Source organism: Geodermatophilus sp. FMUSA9-8, assembly GCF_037034165.1.
Taxonomy (GTDB): domain Bacteria; phylum Actinomycetota; class Actinomycetes; order Mycobacteriales; family Geodermatophilaceae; genus Geodermatophilus; species Geodermatophilus nigrescens.
This window is the reverse complement of record NZ_JBAGKE010000006.1, coordinates 163,802-181,843: the sequence shown is the minus strand read 5'-3', so window position 1 is coordinate 181,843 and position 18,042 is coordinate 163,802. Positions and strand designations below refer to the sequence as shown.

Genomic DNA, 18,042 nt, shown 5'->3' with positions numbered 1-18,042 from the left:
GCGGCACCGGGGCCCCGGGGTCCCGAGGGGTCCTTCGTCAGCCGATGCGGCGGGCGCCGGCGTAGCCGCCCATCGAGTCGATGCTCGCGACCTTGACGACGTCACCCGAGGTCGGCGCGTGCACCATCTGGCCGTTGCCGATGTAGATGCCCACGTGGCTCACCGGGCTGTAGAAGAACACCAGGTCACCGGGCTGCAGGTTCGCGCGGGAGACCGCGGCGCCCATCTGCGACTGCATGCGGCTGGAGTGCGGGAGGCTGATGCCGGCGGCGCGGAAGGCGTACTGCGTCAGGCCGGAGCAGTCGAAGGAACCCGGGCCGCCGGCCGCCCACACGTAGGGCTTGCCGCGCTGGGCCATCGCGGTGGCGACCACGGTGCCGGCGACGCCGCTGGCGGGCGCCGCGGCCGCGGCCGGGGCGGACTCCGCGGAGGACGAGGACGCCGACGACGGGGCGGCCGGCTCCTCGCGCTCCTCGTCGCGGCTGGCGCGCTGGCCCTCGGCGGCGTGCGCGGCCGCGGCGGCCTCGAGGGCGGCGCGCCGCTCCTCGGCGGTGAGCCGGGCGAAGTCGGCCTGGTACTCGGCGATCTGGCCCTCGAGGTCGGCCTGCTGGGCGGCGACGGCGTCGTACTGGCGCTGCGCCTCGGCGGCGTGCTCGGCGGCGGCGGTCTGCGCGGCGGTGGCGGCCTCGGTGGCGGCCGCGGCCTGGCCGAGCAGCTCGCCCTGGTAGCCGGCGACGCCCTGGAGCAGGGTGACGCGGTTGACGAACTCGTCGGCGTCGTCGCTGGTCATGAGGGCCTGGAGCGGGCCCATGGTGTCGCCGGTGTAGGCCGACCGGGCGATGCCGACGACCTGCTGGCGGGCGGCGTCGACGGCGGCCTGCGCCTGGGCGAGGGTCGCGGCGGCGGCCTCGGCGGCGGCCTGCTGGGCGCTCAGGGCCTCGCGCGCCTCGTTGAACTGCTCGGTGACGACCTCGAGCTCGTGGCCGCGGGCGGCGACCAGCTGGGCGGCCTCGGCGGCGGTGGCGGGCTCCTCGGCCTGCGCGGGGACGGCGCCCAGGCCCAGCCCGATGCCCAGGGCCCCGGTGAGGGCGAGGGCGGCGCGGCGGCAGCGAAAGCGGCCGGTCGCGGGCATGCCGGGGACAGACGTGCGCAGGGACGCCACGCGCCAGTTCTCCTCTTCCCAGGCCGCCTACCGGGTTAGCTGACGGGTTCGGGCGTGGACTCGCCCGGCGCGTGCGGACACGCGCTGCACCCCAGGACTGCGTTGGGTCCCCGGCCCGGCCTCCCGAAGGGGCGACCGGCTCGACGGCGTCCGCGGGGTGTCACCCAGGTTGGTGACGGAGCGCCCCGTTGGACGTACTGAGAGTAGGGGCCGTGACCGAGGCGTGACAATGGGTTTCTTGTAATTACATGGCTCACACCGCGGCCCGGGCGGGAGCAGGAGGACCGACCCCGCCGGTTTGGGACCGGCCCGGGACGTGTAGGAGTCTGCTCATGTCCTCCTCCACGCGGATGCGCCTCGCCCGCCCGCTCGTCGTGCTGGCCCTCCTCGGCTCGCTGACGGCCTGCGGCGACAACACCGACTTCACCCGCGGGCCGACGAACTGCGACTCCAGCGGGGAGAACGCCAGCAACGAGAACGACGCGAGCTGCCAGGAGACCGGGGTCAACCCGGGCAACGACGCGCCCACCACCGACGACAGCTCCGACGACTGACCGCCTCCCCGAGGGGCGTGCGGACGCGGCGGCTGGTGGCGTGACCCGGTGAGCCCCGGACGGACGTGGACGGCGGCCCGGCTGCGCGCCGAGTCCCGGGGGCTGCTCGGCGGCGCCCGCCGACGGCTGCTGGGCCGCGACCTCGCGCTGATCGGCGCCGGGCTGACGTTCTACGCCGGCATCGCGGTGGTGCCGCTGCTGCTCGTGGCGGTGCGGCTGACCGCGCTGGTGACCTCGCGGGACGAGGTCCGGGCGCTCAGCGCGCGGCTGGCCGAGCTGCTGCCCACCCCGCTGGGCGCGCCGGAGGCGGTGGAGCGCCTGGTCGCGGCCGGCGTCCGGGTGGACCTGCTCGGCTTCGTCCTGGCGCTGCTCCCGCTGTCGCTGTACGGGGAGGGCCTGCGGCGGGCGCTCATGCGGTTCAGCCGGCGGCAGGAGAACCTCACCGCCTGGCGGGGACGGCTGTCGGCGCTGCCCCTGGTCGTCGTCACCCCGCTGCTGCTCTACCCGCTGCTGCTCGCCGCGCGGGTCATGGCGGACCTGGCCCGGGAGGACGGCGTCGGGCCGGCCCTCGGCCGGTTCTTCGTCGGCTACTACACGGTGCTGTTCGTGCTCACCGTGCCGCTGCTGTGGGGCTTCGGCGTGGTGGCCGGCGGGCGGCACCGCTGGGGCGCGCTGGTCAGCGGCGCGCTGTTCACCGCGGCCTGCCTGTCGGGGTTCCTGCAGGGCTTCGTGCTGTTCCTGTCGCTGCCGCTGGACCTCGGCGCGCCGTTCGGCGGCCTCGACGCGGTCGGCGCGGTGGTCGCCATCGGCCTGTGGCTGTTCCTGCTGCACCTGGTGCTGCTGAGCGGCTGGCTGCTCACCCAGGCGCTCGACGAGCGGCTCGGTCAGCCCGCGGGCTGGCCGGGCCAGCTGCCGCCGCCTCCGGGCCAGCCCCCCTCGGGAGCGGGTGCACCGGGCGCCGGCGGGCCGGGCGCGGGCTCCGGCTCGGCGGGCGGCGGGCCGGGCGCCGGCTCGGCCGGTGGCGCCTCGGGAGCGGGCGCCGGCCCGGGATCGGGCGCACCGGGCCCGGGCGCCGGCGCCGGTTCCGCGGGCGGCGGCTCGGGCTCGGGGGCCGGCTCCACGTAGTCGCTGCCGTTGCTCACCCGGATCGACACGACCTGGCCGGGCACCGCGCGGCCACCGCGCGGCGGGCTCGTGCCGAGCAGCGTCCCCGGCGCCTCGTCGCTGTCGACACGCACCGTCCGGGGCTCGAAGCCGGCGTCGGTGAGCGCCCGCTCGCAGCCGCGGACGCTCGAGCAGCCGGGCACCGGGCGGGTGTTGCCGTTCATCACGGTCTCGTCGGCGGGCGGGAAGTCGCTGCTGCCGCGGGCGGTGAGGATGGGCTCCATGGCGTCGCGCCAGATCGTGGCGCCCTTGCCGCCACCGAAGCCGCCGACGTCCTCGTTGCGCTTGGGGTTGAGCACCATGACGCTCGCGGTGATCTCGGGCGTGTAGCCGACGAAGGCGACCGAGTAGTTGTCCTGCGAGGTGCCGGTCTTGCCGGCGATCTGGTGCCCGCGGACGTAGGCGCGCGACCCGGTCTGGCCCGGGTTCCCCGGCTCGACGTCCTTGCGGAGCATCTGGTTCATCGTGTTCGCGACGCCGGGCGGGATCGCCTCGGGCGTGCACCGGTCCCCCACCGCCAGCGGCTCGCCGTCGGCGCCGACGGCCGGCTCCCCGGTGGAGTCCAGGACGGCGGTCACCGGGACGACGTCGCACTGGGTGCCGCCGGCGGCGAACGTCGAGTAGGCGCTGGCCAGCGCGAGCGGGCTGGTGGCCTCCGAGCCGAAGGTGAACGACCCCCGGTTCTCGTCGATGATCTGCTGCGGCAGTTCCGGCGGGCTGAACTGGAACAGCCCCATCGCCTCGGCCATCCGCACCGGCTCCTCGACGCTGCCGAGCGCGTCCTCCAGCGCCAGGAAGTAGGTGTTGGAGGACTGGTAGAGCGCCGTCGTGAGGTCCAGCGTGGAGCGGTAGGTGCCGGCGTTCTCGACGTCGTAGGGCCGGCTGCCGTCGCGGTAGACCCGCGAGACGTAGGGGTCCGACGTCGTGAGCGTGTAGTACGAGGAGTAGCCGCGGGCCAGCGCGGCGGCGGCGACGAAGACCTTGTAGGTCGAGCCCGAGCCCTGGCTGGGCGCGACGTTGAGGTTGAACGACTCCTGCGTCGGGTCGTTGCGGTCGTAGCCGAACGTACGGTTGACGCTCATCGCGAGCAGGTGGCCGGTGCCGGGCTCGACGGCGGTGAACATGCCGGCCAGCGAGTCGTCGGGCGCGAGCGTCTCGAGCACCGCGGCGTCGCCGGCGCGTTGCAGCTCGGGGTCCAGCGTCGTCTGCACGACGTACCCGCCGTTGTCGAGCTGCTCCTGGGTGAGGCCGAGCTCCTGGATCAGGTAGCGCTGGACGAAGTCGCAGACGAACGGGCCGACGCTGGCCTGCACGCAGCCGCGGCGCGGTGCGGGCGCCGGCGCCAGGTCCAGCGGGGCGGCCTGCGCGGCCGTGGCCTCGGCGGCGCCGACCATCCCCTGCTCGGCCATGCGGGAGAGGACCTCGTTGCGCCGGGCGGTGGCCGCCTCGGGGTCGGTGAACGGGTCGTCGTAGGTGGGGCTCTGCACCAGGCCGGCCAGCAGCGCCGCCTGCGGCAGGGACAGCGCGGAGGCGTCGATGCCGAAGAAGGCCTGGCTGGCGGGCTGGATGCCGTAGGCGTTCTGCCCGAAGTACACGATGTTGAGGTAGCGGGTGAGGATCTCGTCCTTGCTGTAGGTGTCCTCGAGCGCCAGCGCCAGGCGGGCCTCGCGCAGCTTGCGGCCTAGCGTCGGCTCGGTGGCGGCGAACCGCTCCTCCGGGGTGTCGGCGGTCTGCAGCAGCGTCTGCTTCACCAGCTGCTGGGTGAGCGTGGACCCGCCCTCCTGCACGCCGCCGGCGGCGATGTTGGTGACCAGCGCGCGCACGGTGCCCTGGACGTCGAGGCCGCGGTGCTCGTAGAACCGCGAGTCCTCGATGGCCACCATCGCCTGCTTCATCACCTCGGCGATGGCCTCGGAGGCGACCGGCGCGCGGTTCTCCTCGTAGAAGGAGGTGATCGGCTCGCCGTTGGCCGCGAGGAGCACCGTGTTGCCGGGCGGGGTGTCGACGGTGAACTCGGTGGGCAGGTCGCCGAGCAGGCCCGTGGACTGCTGCGCGGCCACCGCGGGGCCGCCGACCCAGGGCAGCAGCAGACCCGCCAGCAGAGCCCCGGCGACCACGATCGTCGCGGCCAGCCGCATCAGCGTGCCGGCCGGGCTCCGCCGGTCCATGGGCCTCCCTCCCCGCCGGGACACTGCAACAGAGATCACTGCCCGCCACAACCACCCGTGCCGTGCCGCGCCCGGTCGGGGGACCGTCAGGAGGCCAGCGCGCCCGGCAGGTCGTCGCGGTGGAGCACCACGAGGGTGCTCACCGCACGCGTCAGCACCACGTAGAGCCGGTTGAGCCCGCGCGGCTCGGCGGCCACGATCGCGGCCGGGTCGGCGACGACGACGGCGTCGAACTCCAGGCCCTTCGCCAGCGTCGCCGGGACGACGGCGACCCGCTCCGCCGCCGACCCGTCGTCGGCGAGGACCGCCGCGGGCAGCCCGGCGTCGCGCAGCAAACCGGCGACCGCCGGCACGGCGTCGTCGGCGCAGACGACGCCGACCGAGCCCGGCCCGGCGGCGAGCCCGGCCACCACCTCGGCCAGCGGGCCGGCGAGGTCGGTCACCGGCCGGACCTCCAGCGCGCCCGGCTCGCGGCGCACGGCGGTGGCCGCGGGCAGGCCGGGCGCGATGACCGGCAGCAGCCGGTTGGCGTAGTCGAGCACCTCGCCGGGGACGCGGTACCCGCGGGTCAGCGGGCGGACGGCGGTGTCCGGGCGGCCGAGGCCCGCCAGGGTGGGCGCCCAGTCACCGGCCGACCAGGGGCTGGTGGCCTGGGCGAGGTCGCCGAGGACGGTGAGCGACCCGGCGGCCAGCCGGCGCGCCACCGACCGGCACTGCATGGGCGAGAGGTCCTGCGCCTCGTCGACGACGACGTGCCCGTACCCGGCCGTCCGCTCGACCAGCCCGGCCGCCTCGTCGACCAGGACGGCGTCGGCCTCCGTCCACCGCGTGGCGCGCACCGACCGGGCCGGGGGGCGCAGCAGCAGCGCCTGCTCGTCGTCGGCGAGCACGCCGCGGGCGGCTCGGGCGAGGACGGCGGCGTCCGACAGCAGCCCGGCGACCAACGCGGCCGGGTCGCAGGCCGGCCACACGGCGTCGCAGAACGCGCGCACCTCGGGGCTGCGGGCGGCGCGGCGCGTCTCGGCGTCGGTCGGGCTGCCGCCGGCCTCCTCCTTCTGCCGGCGCGCGTCCTCGGCCAGGAGCAGCGCCAGGCGCTCCCGCCCGGCGGCGTGGTGCAGGCGCTGCTGGTCGTCGGCGACCCGCCCGCGGCGGCGCAGGTCGTCGACGTACCGCTTGAGCCGCTCCACCGGCACCCGGTAGCGGCGGCCGGCCAGCGGCACCAGCACGTCGTCGGCGGGCTTGGCGATCCCGCCCCACAGCACCCGCTCGAGGACCTGCGCCATCCGGGCGTCGCCCTTGAGCGCGGCGACCTCCGGGGCGTCCTCCGCCCGGACCGGGACGTGCGCGGTCAGCTCGGCGACCGTCGTCTGCTCGACGTCGACCTCGCCGAGGGTGGGCAGCACCTGCTCGATGTAGCGCAGGAACGCGCGGTTGGGCCCGACGACGAGCACGCCGGTGCGCGCCAGCTGCCCGCCGTGCGTGTAGAGGAGGTAGGCGGCGCGGTGCAGGCCGACGGCGGTCTTGCCGGTGCCCGGGGCGCCCTGCACGCAGACCGACTCGGCCAGCGGCGCGCGGACGATCTCGTCCTGCTCGGGCTGGATGGTGGCGACGATGTCGCGCATCGGGCCGCTGCGCGGGCGCTCGATCTCCTCCCGCAGCAGGGCGCCGTCCCCCTCCTCCCCCGCCCCGAGCAGCTCGTCCTCGTAGCCGGTGAGCTCCCCGCCGGAGAAGCCGAACCGGCGGCGGCGCACCAGGCCCTGCGGGTCGGCGGCGCTGGCGCGGTAGAACGGCCGGCTCATCGGCGCGCGCCAGTCGATGACGACCGGCCGGCCGGCGGCGTCGCGCACGTGCCGGCGGCCGATGTGGAAGCTCTCGGCCCCGCCGTCGGGCAGCCCCGCGTCGGTGCGGCCGAAGAACGCGGGGACGTGCGGGTCGGCGGCCAGGGCGCGCAGCCGCTCGGCGCGGGCGGCGCCCAGCCGCTCGGAGGCCCAGGCGTCGACGCCCGCGTCGACGACGGCGGAGGCGGCGGCGCGCATCTCGGTCAGGCAGTCCGCCGCGAGGGCCAGGTGGGCGCGCTCGGCGGTCAGGACGGGGTCGGTCGGTGAGGCGGTCCCGGTCGTGTCGGTCGGCGTCGCGGACACGGTCGCTGGACGTTACGCCGTCCTCGCGGCGCCGTCTCCGCCTTTCGCACGGGAGAGGCGGAGGCGCCGGTGTGCGCGGCGGAGGTCCTGGGGAGGATCGCCCCATGTCCGACTCGATGCCCGACTCGATGCCCGACTCCATGCTCGCCGGCCGGCTCAACGTGCGCACCAAGCAGTTCGAGGTCAAGGAGGTGCCGCGCCCGGCGCCGGGTCCCGGGGAGGTCCTGGTCGAGGTGCGCGCCGCCGGGATCTGCCTGTCCGACGTCCACCTCGTCGACGGCACGCTCAACCCGCTGTTCCTCCAGGGCGAGGAGGTGACGCTCGGGCACGAGGTGGCCGGCGTCGTCGTGGAGCACGGCGAGGGCGTGACCGGCTGGGAGGGCCGCCGGGTCACCCTGCAGGCCGGCGAGGAGCTCGGCGGGTGGATCCACACCCGCGGCGTCGACTACGACGGCGGGTGGGCGCACTACGCGGTGTCCACCGTCTCGACGCTCGTGCCCATCCCCGACGCGATGCCCTTCGAGCAGGCCTGCATCGTCCCGGACGCCGTCTCCACGCCGTGGGCCTCGATCGTCACCACCGCGGGCGTCCGCGCCGGCGAGCCCGTGGGCGTGTGGGGCATCGGCGGGCTCGGCGCCCACGCCGTCCAGCTGCTGCGCCTCGCGGGCGCGGCGCCGATCGTCGCCGTCGACCCGGTGGAGTCCGCGCGGGAGCGGGCGCTGGCCTTCGGCGCGGACCTCGCGGTGGACCCCTCCGAGGACGTCGCCGCACGGGTGCGCGAGCTGACCGGCGGCGCGGGGCTGGCCTACGCCTTCGACTTCGCGGGCGTCGCGCCGGTGCGCGAGCAGGCCGTGCGGTGCCTGGAGCGCGGCGGCGCGCTGGTGCTCGTCGGCCTCACCGACCAGCCGCTGACCATCCGCAACGGCACGCAGTTCAGCTACTTCGGCGAGCGCCTGCTCGGCCACTACGGCTCCGAGCCGCACCACGTGGAGCAGCTCGTCGGGCTGGTGCGGCACGGCCGGCTCGACCTGTCCCGCTCCATCTCCGGCACGCTGCCGCTCGAGGAGGCCGCCCGGGGCATCGAGATGCTCGAGCGCAAGGAGGGCAACCCGATCCGCCTCGTCCTCCAGCCCCACGGCTGACCCCGGGCCCTCGTCGCGCTGTCGGCCCCGCCTCTCGCGCTCGGCAGGCGGGACCGCCTGGGCGGGGAGGGGCCTCTGTCGCGCTAATGGCCCTGAGGGCGGTCGGCGGGCTCCACGATGTGGACCTGCACGGCCCGGAACTGCGCCGGCGTCTGCTCCAGGACGGCGCGGGTGGGCTCGCCGACCTCCAGCGCGGGCCCCCGGCGCAGCGCCGCCAGGGGCGCGAGCCGGCGGTCGGCGAGCACGGCGTCGGCCATCCCGCGGTCGCCGCCGGTGAACAGCGCCTCGACGTCGGCCGCGTGCGGGAGCAGCACGCGGGCGGCGGTGTCGGCGGCGGCCTCGACGACGGCGTCGGCCTGGTTGGCCCGGCGCCGGGCGAAGCGCTGCTGGCTCCAGCCGCCGGCGGCGCTGCGCCCCTGCACCAGCCGGGTGTCGACCTTCGAGACGACGAGCGCGGCGCCGTCGAAGACCCCGGTCGCCCACCGGCCGCGGCGCACCAGCAGGACGGCGGCGCGGCGCGGCTGCCGGGCCGCGGCGGTGAACGAGGTCAGCAGTGCGGGGCCCGGCGTCCAGGCGAAGGGCGCCCGCAGGGTGAGCGCGGTGCCGTCGGCGCAGGTGACCGCGACGGCGTCGTCGTCGAGGCGGGTGGCGGCGAAGGCGCCGTGCCGGTCGGCGACGCCGTCGAGCCAGCGGCCCAGCCGCTCCGGGGCGACGCCGAGGACGCGGCCGCCGCCGGCCGCCGGCCGGGGACGGGTCACCGGCTCAGCCGGTCGTCTCCCCGGCCAGGACCGGCTCGGCGATGTTCTCCTCGGGCACGTGCAGCAGCCGCTGCGCGAGCAGGACGACGACGGCGGCCAGCCCGGCCGAGCCCGTCGCCACCAGGAACGCGGCGTTCGCGCCCACGGTGTCGACGATCTTCCCGGCCATCGAGGTGCCCAGCGCCACGCCGAGCCCCAGCGCCGTGCCGATCCAGGTGAACGCCTCGGTCACGGCCTGCCGCGGGACGATCAGCTCGGCCAGGGTGAACGAGCTGATCAGCGACGGCGAGACGGCCACGCCCGCCACCACGACGAACGGGATCATCACCCACACGTTCGTCACCAGCGTCAGCGGCACCGACAGCACGGTGAGCACGAGCAGGACGACGAGGAGCCGGTGCCGCAGCGGGTGCTTCCAGTGCACCGCGCCCCAGCCGATGCCGCTGATCATCGAGCCGACGGCCAGGCCCGCGATGAGCACCCCGGACAGGGCCATCGCGTCCACCTCGTCGGCGAACGCGACCAGCGCGATCTCCAGCGTGCCGAGGATCGAGCCGACGGCGGCGCCCACCACGAACAGCACGCGCAGGCCGGGGGTGCGGATCGCCGAGGGCCCCTTGCGCGCCTCGTGGCCGTGCGGCGGCGGCTCGGTGCGGCCCTGCGCGGCGAACAGCAGCGCCCCCACCACGGCGAGGGTGAACGCGGTGACCACGCCGGAGGTGGCGTGCCCGGTGGTGGACAGGAAGGTGACCAGGACCGGCCCGACGATGAAGACCAGCTCGTCGACGACGGACTCCATCGCCAGCGCCGCGGGCAGCCGGGTGGTGCCGCGCAGCAGGTGCGTCCAGCGGACCCGGATCATCGAGGCGACCGGCGGGATGCAGGCGCCCGCGAGGCCGGCGGTGAGGAACAGCGTCCAGCGCGGCCAGTCCTCCTTGACCGCGGCGAGGAACGCCGCCCCCGACGCGGCGAACACCGCGATGACGGGGAGCAGCGTGCGCCGCTGGCCGAAGGTGTCGGCGAGCCGGCCGAGGGCGGGGCCGGCGATCGCGGTGGTGACCGCGCCGGCGGCCGCGACCGCGCCGCCGAGGCCGTAGGACCCGGTCTCCGAGGCGATCAGCAGGACGCAGCCGAGGCCGACCATCGACAGCGGCAGGCGGCCGACGAAGGCCGACAGCACCATGGGCAGCGCGTGCGGCGTGCGCAGGACGTGCAGGTAGGGACTGAGCACCGGGGAGGGACCTGTCGTCGGGGGGCTCTGTTACCGGTCAACGCTAACCGAGTCGCGGCCGCCGGGCCGGGGGACGGATGCATGCCGTGCCACACCGACCACGGAACGGCACGGGCCCCGCCCCGGACGACGCTGTCCGGGGGCGGGGCCCGTAGTCCAGGGGCGCCCGGGACCTCGGGGTCCCGGGCGGCCGGTTCAGGCGAGGCGGCTCTTGAGGATCTCCAGCTCGTCCCACATGGTGCTGGGCAGCTTGTCGCCGAACTTCTCGAACCACTCGGTGATCTGCGGGACCTCCTGGCGCCACTCGTCCACGTCGACGGCGAGCGCCCCGCGCACCTGCTCCTCGGTCATGCCGAGGCCCGAGACGTCGAGGGAGTCCGGCGTCGGGACGTGGCCGACCGGGGTCTCCTCGGCGGCCGCGGTGCCCTCGAGGCGCTCGACGACCCACTTGAGCACCCGGCTGTTCTCGCCGAAGCCCGGCCACAGGAAGCCGCCGTCCTCGTCCCGGCGGAACCAGTTCACGTAGAAGATCCGCGGCAGCTTGGTGGCGTCGGCGCCCTTGCCGGTCTCCACCCAGTGCCGGAAGTAGTCGCCGGCGTTGTAGCCGATGAACGGCAGCATGGCGAACGGGTCGCGGCGGACGACGCCGACGGCGCCGGTGGCCGCGGCCGTCGTCTCCGACGACAGCGTGGCGCCCATGAAGACGCCGTGGTTCCAGTCCCGCGCCTCGGTGACCAGCGGGATCGTGGTCTTGCGGCGACCGCCGAAGAGGATCGCCGAGATCGGCACGCCCTTCGGGTCGGTGTACTCCGGCGCGAGGATCGGGCACTGCTCGATCGGCGTGCAGAACCGCGAGTTCGGGTGCGAGGACGGCTCGTCGGAGTCCGGCGTCCAGTCCTGCTTCTTCCAGCTGGTGAGGTGCGCCGGCGGCTCCTCGGTCATGCCCTCCCACCAGACGTCGCCGTCGTCGGTGAGCGCGACATTGGTGAAGACCGAGTTGCCGTTGTCGATCGTGCGCATCGCGTTGGGGTTGGTGTCCCAGCCGGTGCCCGGGGCGACGCCGAAGAGCCCGAACTCGGGGTTGATGGCGTAGAGCCGGCCGTCCTCGCCGAAGCGCATCCAGGCGATGTCGTCGCCGATGGTCTCGACCTTCCACCCGGGGATGGTCGGCTCGAGCATGGCGAGGTTGGTCTTGCCGCACGCCGACGGGAAGGCGCCGGCGACGTAGTAGGTCTTCTGCTGCGGGCTGGTCAGCTTGAGGATCAGCATGTGCTCGGCGAGCCAGCCCTCGTCGCGGGCCATCGCCGAGGCGATCCGCAGCGAGTAGCACTTCTTGCCGAGCAGGGCGTTGCCGCCGTAGCCCGAGCCGTAGGACCAGATGGCCCGCTCCTCGGGGAAGTGCACGATGTACTTGGTCTGGCTGCACGGCCAGGGCACGTCCTCCTGGCCCGGCTCCAGCGGCGCGCCGAGGGAGTGCATGGCCGGCACGAACGGCCGGTCGGTGCCCATCGCCTCGAGGATGCGCGAGCCGATGCGGGCCATGACCCGCATCGAGACGACGACGTACTCGGAGTCGGTGAGCTCGACGCCGAACATCGGGTTCTCGGCCTCGACGGGGCCCATGCAGAACGGGATGACGTACATCGTCCGGCCGCGCATGGAGCCGCGGTACAGCTCCGTCATGACCGACTTCATCTCGTCGGGGGCCATCCAGTTGTTGGTCGGCCCCGCGTCGGCCTCGTCGACCGAGCAGATGAAGGTGCGGTCCTCGACGCGCGCGACGTCGCTGGGGTCGGAGGCGGCCCAGAACGAGTTGGGCTTCTTCGCCAGGCGGGTGAAGGTCCCGGCGTCGACCAGCTTCTGGGTGAGCCGCTCCCACTCCTCGTCGGTGCCGTCGACCCACACCACCTGGTCCGGGCCGGTCAGCTCCGCCATCTCCCGCACCCAGGCCAGCAGCCGGGCGTGCGTGGTGGGGGCGTTGTCGAGACCGGGGGTGGTCACGGAGGTCACGGCGTCTCCATCCTCTGGGCACGCCGCGTGTCGTGGACACGGGCGCCGGTGCCTGGTGTCCCCGGGGGCGGCGGAACGGGTCCGACCGGCCGGGTCCGGGAAGCGTACGAGCGGGCGGACCCGCCTGTCATGGTGAGAGATGTTACGTCCTAGACGTCTAGGTCCGCTTCCCCCCGTCCCGGGGAACAGGCCAGGTGAGCGCGGTGTTCACTGCTCCACGTGACCAGCCTCACGCCCGCTCCGGCCCTGCTCGCGCCCCTGACGCTGCGCGGGGTGACCCTCCCGAACCGCCTCGTCGTCGCCCCGATGTGCCAGTACTCCGTCCGCGACGGCCTTGTCGGCGACTACCACCTCGTGCACCTGGGCCGGTTCGCCCTGGGCGGTTTCGGCACGGTCGTGGTGGAGGCGACGGCGGTGACGCCGGAGGGGCGGATCAGCCACGGCGACGTCGGCATGTGGTCCGACGAGCACGTCCCCGGGCTGGCGCGGGTCGCGGACTTCCTGAGGGCGTCCGGGGCGGTGGCCGGCATCCAGCTCGCGCACGCCGGCGCCAAGGCCAGCAGCCAGCGCCCGTGGGAGGGCGGGGCCGCCGTCACCCCGGAGAACGCCCGGCCCGGTGAGGACCCCTGGCCGACGGTCTCGGCCAGCGCGGTGCCGGCGGGACCGGGCTGGCCGGTGCCGCACGAGCTCACCGCCGTGGAGCTGGGCGAGGTGCGCGAGGCGTTCGCGGCCGCCACCCGCCGCTCGCTGGCCGCGGGCTTCGACGTCGTCGAGGTACACGCCGCCCACGGCTATCTGCTGCACCAGTTCCTGTCGCCGCTGTCCAACCGGCGCACCGACGGCTACGGCGGCTCGCGGGAGGCCCGGATGCGGTTCCCCCTCGAGGTGGTCGAGGCCGTGCGGGCGGAGTGGCCGGAGGACAGGCCGCTGTTCGTGCGCGTCTCCGCCGTGGACGGCACGCCCGACGGCATCGGCCTCGACGACACCGTGGCCCTGGCCCGGGAGCTCCGCGCCCGCGGGGTCGACGTCGTCGACGTCTCCGGCGGCGGCCTCGGCGGCTGGCAGCACCCGCTGGGCTACGGCTACCAGGTGCCCTTCGCCGCGGGCATCCGCGAGCAGGCGGGCATCGCCACGATGGCGGTGGGCCTGATCGTCGACGGCCGGCAGGCCGAGGCGGTCGTGGCCGGCGGGATGGCCGACCTCGTCGCCGTGGCGCGCGAGGCGCAGGAGGACCCGAACTTCGCCGTGCACGCCGCCCGCGACCTCACCGGCACCCACGACGCCTACCCGGTGCAGGCCGGCCCGCGGCTGGGCCGGCGCAACGCCTTCCTCGGCTCGCTCGGCGCCTGGACCGGCCCCGAGCCGGTGCAGGTGGCGGCGCGCGGCTGACCGGCCCGCGGCGGCGCCGGTGCCACTACGGTCCCCGGACCGTGCCGTCCCGCCGCGCCCTCGTCGCCGTCTCCGCCGCCCAGCTCGCCGCCGGCCTCGCCGGCCAGGCGCTGGCGGTGCGCCGCCGACACCACTTCGACCTGCCGTTCCTGACCGGCGACCCGGCCCGTGTGGGCCGGGACTCGCTGTGGATGGGGACGGCCCTCGCCGCGCCGGTCTGGATGCTCGCGGCGCAGGCGTGGGCCGTGTCCCGCCTGGCGGCCGGGCCCGACGAGCGGGCGCGCCGGGTGCTGCGGCTGCTGAGCGGCGGCATGGTCCCCGGCTACCTGCAGGAGCGCCTGGTCCGGGAGCGGCTGGCCGCGCCGGCGAGCGCGCCGCTGGAGACGGCGGTGGTCGTCGGCGGGCTCGGCCTGGCCGCCGCGATGGCGGTGCTGGGCCGCCCGGCCCGGCCCTAGGCCGTCCCCTCCGGCGCACGGCCGTAGTCCGGGCCGACCTCGGCGAGGAAGGCGTCCCACTCGCCGGGGGCCGGCCGGCCGCCCGCCACGGCGTCGAGCTTGTCGAGGTACCAGTGCCAGCCGAGCGCGACGTCGGTGACGTCGGCGCCGGCGGCGAAGTGCTGCACGAAGTGCAGCGTCGTGCGCCCGCTCTCCACGGCGAGGGCCAGCTCGACCCGCCAGCCCTCCTGCTCCGGCCACTCGACCACCAGCCGGCGCGGCGGGTCGCACTCGGCGATGACGACCGCCTCGGCGGCCGGCTCGGCCTCGTGGGTCATCGTCAGGGTGCCGCGGGCGCCGGGGGCGCGCTCGCCCTGGTACGTGCCGAACCAGCGGGCCAGCCGGTCGGGCTCGGTGATCGCGGCCCACACGGCGTCGGGCCCGTCGGGCCAGGACCGGCGGAACTCCAGCCGGCGGCGGCCGTCGGGCAGGTCGGTGACGACGCCGCGGCGGCCGGTGGGCGGGTCGGCGGGGGTGGTCTGCGCGTCGGTCACGGGGCGTCTCCGTCCGTCGGGGGGTGGGCCCGGGACCGGCGGCCGCGGGCGATCTCGGTGTCGAGGGCGTCGAACCGCTGCGCCCACAGGTCGCGGTAGGGCTCCAGCCAGTCGTCGAGCTCGCGCAGCGGGCGCGGGTCGAGCGCGTACAGCCGGCGGCGGCCCTCGACCCGGCTGCGCACCAGCCCGGCCTCGCGCAGCACCCGCAGGTGCCGGCTGATCGCCGGGCGGCTCACCGGGAAGCGCCCGGCCAGCTCCCCGGCCGCGACCTCGCCGTCCCGGAGCAGCGCGAGCAGCTGCCGCCGGGTGGGGTCGGCGAGGGCCTCGAGCGCCTCCATGCGCGGATGTGTAACACACGGCTTACGCATCCGGCCAGGGGTTGCAGGTGCGGAGGGCCGGGCAGGGAGGGGCCATGACCGTCACCGACCCCGACGTGCCGGACCCGCTCAACGACCCGCGGACGACGCAGGCCGACCCCGGCGCCTACGGCCAGGGCGCCGACCTGGCCTCCACCGCGGACGACCCGGCGTCCACCGGAGCCGACGAGCTCGACGCCGACGACGCGGAGACGACCGCCGGGCAGACCCTGGCCGACGACGCCGGCGGCGGTGACGTCACCGGAGGTGCGTTCTCCGAGGCGCCGCCGTCCTGAGGCGGACCGGTCCGTTTCGGCCCGCCCCGTCCGGGAACCCCTCGCTGCGTCCGACCCATCGACGAGGAGGCACCCATGGCCACCGGTGAGACCGGCTTCGAGGACGTCACCTTCGACCTGATCTCCGTGCAGTACCACTCGCTGAAGGCGGGCCACGACTACGGCCAGTACGTGCGGGACGCCGAGAACGCGGGCCTCGACGACGTCGCCGCGTTCTTCCGCGAGGTCATGGAGCAGGACTCGGCGCGGGCCAAGCGCTGCCACGACCTGCTCCGCCAGATCTCCGGCACCGAGCAGGGCGGCCCCGCCACCCAGTAGCGCGACGCACGGAGGGCTCCACCCGGACCGGGTGGAGCCCTCCGTCGTGTCAGCGGGTCAGACGGCGCAGGAGTCGCCCTCGCAGCCCTCGGCGGCGGGGACGGTGGCCAGCGGGTGGGCGTCGGCCCAGGCCCGCTCCAGCACCTGCAGCAGGAGGTCGGCCGGCTGGGCGCCCGCGGCGCCGTACTTCCGGTCGACGACGAAGAACGGGACCCCGGTCGCGCCGAGCGCCTGCGCGGTGGCGGCGTCGGAGAGCACCGCGGAGCGGTAGCGGGAGTCGGCGAGCGCCGCGCGGACCTCGGCCTCGTCGAGCCCCACCTCGACGGCCAGCGGCACGAGCGCGTCGACGTCGAAGACCGGGCGGGACTCCTCGAAGTAGGCGTGCAGCAGGCGCTCCTTCATCGCGCCCTGCAGCCCGCGGTCGGCCGCGAGGTGGAGGAGCTCGTGGGCGAGCAGGGTGTTGCCGCTGACGCCGTCGGCGAGGGAGTACTCGAGGCCCTCACCTGCGGCGGTCTCCTCGACGTGCCGCATCATCGCCCGCATGTCCTCGACCGGGCGGCCGTACTTGGCGGCCAGCGCCGGGAGGGTCGCGTGCGTCTCGCCCTCGGGGACGCTCGGGTCGAGCTGGAAGGACCGCCACACCACCTCGACCTGGTCGCGGTGCGGGAAGCGCTCGAGCGCGGACTCCAGCCGCCGCTTGCCGATGTAGCACCACGGACAGACGACGTCGGACCACACCTCGATGCGCACGGAACCGCTCAACCGCGCGCGGCCCGCCGTCATTCCGGCCGGTGGGCCTCCGCCCGGGCGCGCCCGTCGCCGGGGGTGGGGTCGAGGAAGACGAACCGGACGCCGGCGTGGCTGGCGACCAGCCGGCGCTCGGCCTCGTCGGAGGCGCGCTCGATGTCGGCGACGGTCGCGGTGTCCGCGAAGTCGACCTTGGCGGAGACGATGAGCTGGCCGGGGCCGATCACCGAGGTGAGGAGGAACGGCACGTCGTCGACCTGGGGCAGGTCGAGGAGCTCCGCGCGCAGCCGGTCCTGGATGGACGCCGGCACCGACTGCCCGATGAGCAGCGAGACGTTGGCCCGCGCCAGGGAGCCGGCGACGACGAGCAGCAGGACGCCGATGAGGATCGCGGCGACGCCGTCCCACACCGGGTCGCCGGTGACCTGCTCGAGGAACAGGCCGAGCGCGGCGAGCACCAGGCCGACCAGCGCCGCGCTGTCCTCGAAGGTCACGGCCTTGACCGTGGTGTCGGTGGTCTCGGCGAGGTAGCGCCGCGGCGTGGTCCCCCACCGCCTCGCCGAGCTGCGCACCTGCCGGACGGCCTTGAGCCAGGACGCGCCCTCCAGCACGAAGGACACCGCCAGCACGACGTAGGCGACCGTCGGGGAGCCCTGCTCCTCGCCCTCGAGGATCGTCTCCACGCCCTGGTAGAAGGAGAAGCCGGCGCCGAGGGTGAAGGTGGCCAGGCATGCCAGCAGCGCCCAGAAGTAGGTCTCGCGGCCGTAGCCGACCGGGTGCCGGGCGTCGGGGGCCTTGTCGCCGCGCTTGAGCGCGATGAACAGCAGCACCTCGGTGATCGTGTCGGCGACCGAGTGCGCGGCCTCGGACAGCATCGCCGAGGAGTGGCTGATCAGGCCGCCGACGAGCTTGGCGATCGCGATGCCGAGGTTGGCCAGCCCGGCGACGACGACGGTGCCGGTGGACTCGCCGCCGGCCTCCTCGGTCCCGGCCTCGCTCGCCGTCGAGGCGAGGGCGTGCTCACGGGTGGGGACCGGCTCGCTCATGGCCCCTGCGGTGCCCCGTCGTTGGCCGGTACAACCGCCGGGCGCCCGCGACGATCAGGTGGCCTGATCCCAGCGCGTCCTGGCTCACGTCCCACGGTGAGCCAGGACGCCGCACGATCAGGCCACCTGATCATCGACGCACCGGGGACTAGCGGACGCCGACCAGGTCGACGACGAAGACCAGCGTGGCGCCGGGCTTGATGACCCCGCCGGCGCCGCGGTCGCCGTAGGCCTTGTGCGCGGGGATGGTCAGCCGACGGCGGCCGCCGACGCGCATGCCCTGGATGCCCTCGTCCCAGCCCTGGATGACCATGCCGACGCCGAGACGGAACTCCAGCGGGTCGCCGCGGTCCCAGGAGGCGTCGAACTGCTCGCCGCCGTCGTGGGTGACGCCGACGTAGTGCGCGCTGACCAGGCTGCCGGCCGTGGCCTCGGGGCCGTCGCCGACGGTGATGTCCTCGATCACCAGGTCGTCGGGGGCCGGCCCGGTGGGCGGCTCGACCTCGGGGCGGGTGGGCTGGGACATCGCTGCTCCTCGCGTGGGGTGCCGGGCGGACCCCGGCGGGACCCGA

17 protein-coding genes, 1 pseudogene and 1 riboswitch are annotated in these 18,042 nt (G+C 75.5%); of the genes and pseudogenes, 7 read left to right on the top strand and 11 right to left on the bottom strand.

What is annotated here, in order from left to right; translation table 11 throughout:
• Nucleotides 1–37: 37 nt before the first annotated feature.
• Nucleotides 38–1,162: a C40 family peptidase gene (locus WA616_RS14330; RefSeq protein WP_336030793.1), complete on the bottom strand. Its 1,125-nt coding sequence runs from the start codon at nt 1,160–1,162 to the stop codon at nt 38–40.
• Between the two features lie 7 nt (nt 1,163–1,169).
• Nucleotides 1,170–1,306, bottom strand: a riboswitch (cyclic di-AMP (ydaO/yuaA leader).
• A gap of 188 nt (nt 1,307–1,494) precedes the next feature.
• On the opposite strand from WA616_RS14330, the gene WA616_RS14325 reads away from it, so the two are divergent.
• The gene (locus WA616_RS14325) at nt 1,495–1,716 is read left to right on the top strand and encodes a hypothetical protein (protein WP_139252993.1); all 222 of its coding nucleotides are present in this window, start codon (nt 1,495–1,497) and stop codon (nt 1,714–1,716) included.
• A 48-nt stretch (nt 1,717–1,764) separates the two neighbouring features.
• Nucleotides 1,765–2,583: pseudogene (locus tag WA616_RS14320) on the top strand (YhjD/YihY/BrkB family envelope integrity protein); the annotation flags it as partial.
• Nucleotides 2,584–2,600: 17 nt separating this feature from the next.
• On the opposite strand, the gene WA616_RS14315 reads toward WA616_RS14320, so the two are convergent.
• Both WA616_RS14315 and WA616_RS14310 read right to left on the bottom strand, forming a co-directional pair.
• Complete coding sequence (locus WA616_RS14315) at nt 2,601–5,048, bottom strand: penicillin-binding protein (protein WP_336030791.1); 2,448 nt, start codon at nt 5,046–5,048, stop codon at nt 2,601–2,603.
• 86 nt (nt 5,049–5,134) lie between these two features.
• Nucleotides 5,135–7,189 (bottom strand): HelD family protein, encoded by a 2,055-nt coding sequence (locus tag WA616_RS14310; RefSeq protein ID WP_336030790.1) that lies wholly within the window; start codon nt 7,187–7,189, stop codon nt 5,135–5,137.
• Nucleotides 7,190–7,293: 104 nt separating this feature from the next.
• On the opposite strand from WA616_RS14310, the gene WA616_RS14305 reads away from it, so the two are divergent.
• A complete protein-coding gene (locus WA616_RS14305; RefSeq protein ID WP_336030789.1) occupies nt 7,294–8,331 on the top strand; it encodes a zinc-binding dehydrogenase in 1,038 nt (345 codons plus the stop codon).
• An 83-nt stretch (nt 8,332–8,414) separates the two neighbouring features.
• Here the strand turns inward: WA616_RS14305 and WA616_RS14300 are convergent, their stop codons facing one another.
• The 3 genes from WA616_RS14300 to WA616_RS14290 form a co-directional block, all read right to left on the bottom strand.
• Nucleotides 8,415–9,089, bottom strand: coding sequence for an acVLRF1 family peptidyl-tRNA hydrolase (locus WA616_RS14300; RefSeq protein WP_073420970.1), 675 nt, complete (start codon nt 9,087–9,089; stop codon nt 8,415–8,417).
• 4 nt (nt 9,090–9,093) lie between these two features.
• Complete coding sequence (locus WA616_RS14295; protein WP_336030785.1) at nt 9,094–10,320, bottom strand: MFS transporter; 1,227 nt, start codon at nt 10,318–10,320, stop codon at nt 9,094–9,096.
• Nucleotides 10,321–10,515: 195 nt separating this feature from the next.
• Nucleotides 10,516–12,330: a phosphoenolpyruvate carboxykinase (GTP) gene (locus WA616_RS14290; RefSeq protein ID WP_336030784.1), complete on the bottom strand. Its 1,815-nt coding sequence runs from the start codon at nt 12,328–12,330 to the stop codon at nt 10,516–10,518.
• Between the two features lie 219 nt (nt 12,331–12,549).
• On the opposite strand from WA616_RS14290, the gene WA616_RS14285 reads away from it, so the two are divergent.
• A complete protein-coding gene (locus tag WA616_RS14285; protein ID WP_336030781.1) occupies nt 12,550–13,719 on the top strand; it encodes an NADH:flavin oxidoreductase/NADH oxidase in 1,170 nt (389 codons plus the stop codon).
• Between the two features lie 41 nt (nt 13,720–13,760).
• Entirely contained in the window at nt 13,761–14,174 is a 414-nt protein-coding gene (locus WA616_RS14280; RefSeq protein WP_336030779.1) for a hypothetical protein, read from the top strand.
• Here WA616_RS14280 and WA616_RS14275 read toward each other — a convergent pair.
• Nucleotides 14,171–14,707 carry an SRPBCC domain-containing protein gene (locus WA616_RS14275; RefSeq protein WP_336030777.1) on the bottom strand — a complete coding sequence of 179 codons (537 nt, stop codon included), beginning with the start codon at nt 14,705–14,707 and terminating at the stop codon, nt 14,171–14,173. The genes WA616_RS14280 and WA616_RS14275 overlap by 4 nt on opposite strands.
• Nucleotides 14,704–15,045 carry an ArsR/SmtB family transcription factor gene (locus WA616_RS14270; protein ID WP_073420965.1) on the bottom strand — a complete coding sequence of 114 codons (342 nt, stop codon included), beginning with the start codon at nt 15,043–15,045 and terminating at the stop codon, nt 14,704–14,706. Before WA616_RS14270 ends, WA616_RS14275 begins: the two co-directional genes overlap by 4 nt.
• A gap of 74 nt (nt 15,046–15,119) precedes the next feature.
• Here WA616_RS14270 and WA616_RS14265 point away from each other — a divergent pair, with 74 nt between their 5' ends.
• Together WA616_RS14265 and WA616_RS14260 are read left to right on the top strand one after the other, a co-directional pair.
• Complete coding sequence (locus WA616_RS14265; protein WP_073420964.1) at nt 15,120–15,359, top strand: hypothetical protein; 240 nt, start codon at nt 15,120–15,122, stop codon at nt 15,357–15,359.
• A gap of 75 nt (nt 15,360–15,434) precedes the next feature.
• Nucleotides 15,435–15,677, top strand: a complete 243-nt coding sequence (locus WA616_RS14260; RefSeq protein ID WP_336030776.1) for an acyl carrier protein — start codon at nt 15,435–15,437, stop codon at nt 15,675–15,677.
• Between the two features lie 57 nt (nt 15,678–15,734).
• On the opposite strand, the gene WA616_RS14255 is transcribed toward WA616_RS14260, so the two are convergent.
• From WA616_RS14255 to WA616_RS14245, 3 genes are all read right to left on the bottom strand, one after another.
• The gene (locus WA616_RS14255; protein ID WP_336030773.1) at nt 15,735–16,427 is read right to left on the bottom strand and encodes a DsbA family oxidoreductase; all 693 of its coding nucleotides are present in this window, start codon (nt 16,425–16,427) and stop codon (nt 15,735–15,737) included.
• Nucleotides 16,428–16,456: 29 nt separating this feature from the next.
• On the bottom strand, nt 16,457–17,470 hold the full coding sequence (locus WA616_RS14250; protein ID WP_336030772.1) for a cation diffusion facilitator family transporter: 1,014 nt from the start codon (nt 17,468–17,470) through the stop codon (nt 16,457–16,459).
• 148 nt (nt 17,471–17,618) lie between these two features.
• A complete protein-coding gene (locus WA616_RS14245) occupies nt 17,619–17,996 on the bottom strand; it encodes an FKBP-type peptidyl-prolyl cis-trans isomerase (RefSeq protein WP_073420960.1) in 378 nt (125 codons plus the stop codon).
• Nucleotides 17,997–18,042: the final 46 nt, after the last annotated feature.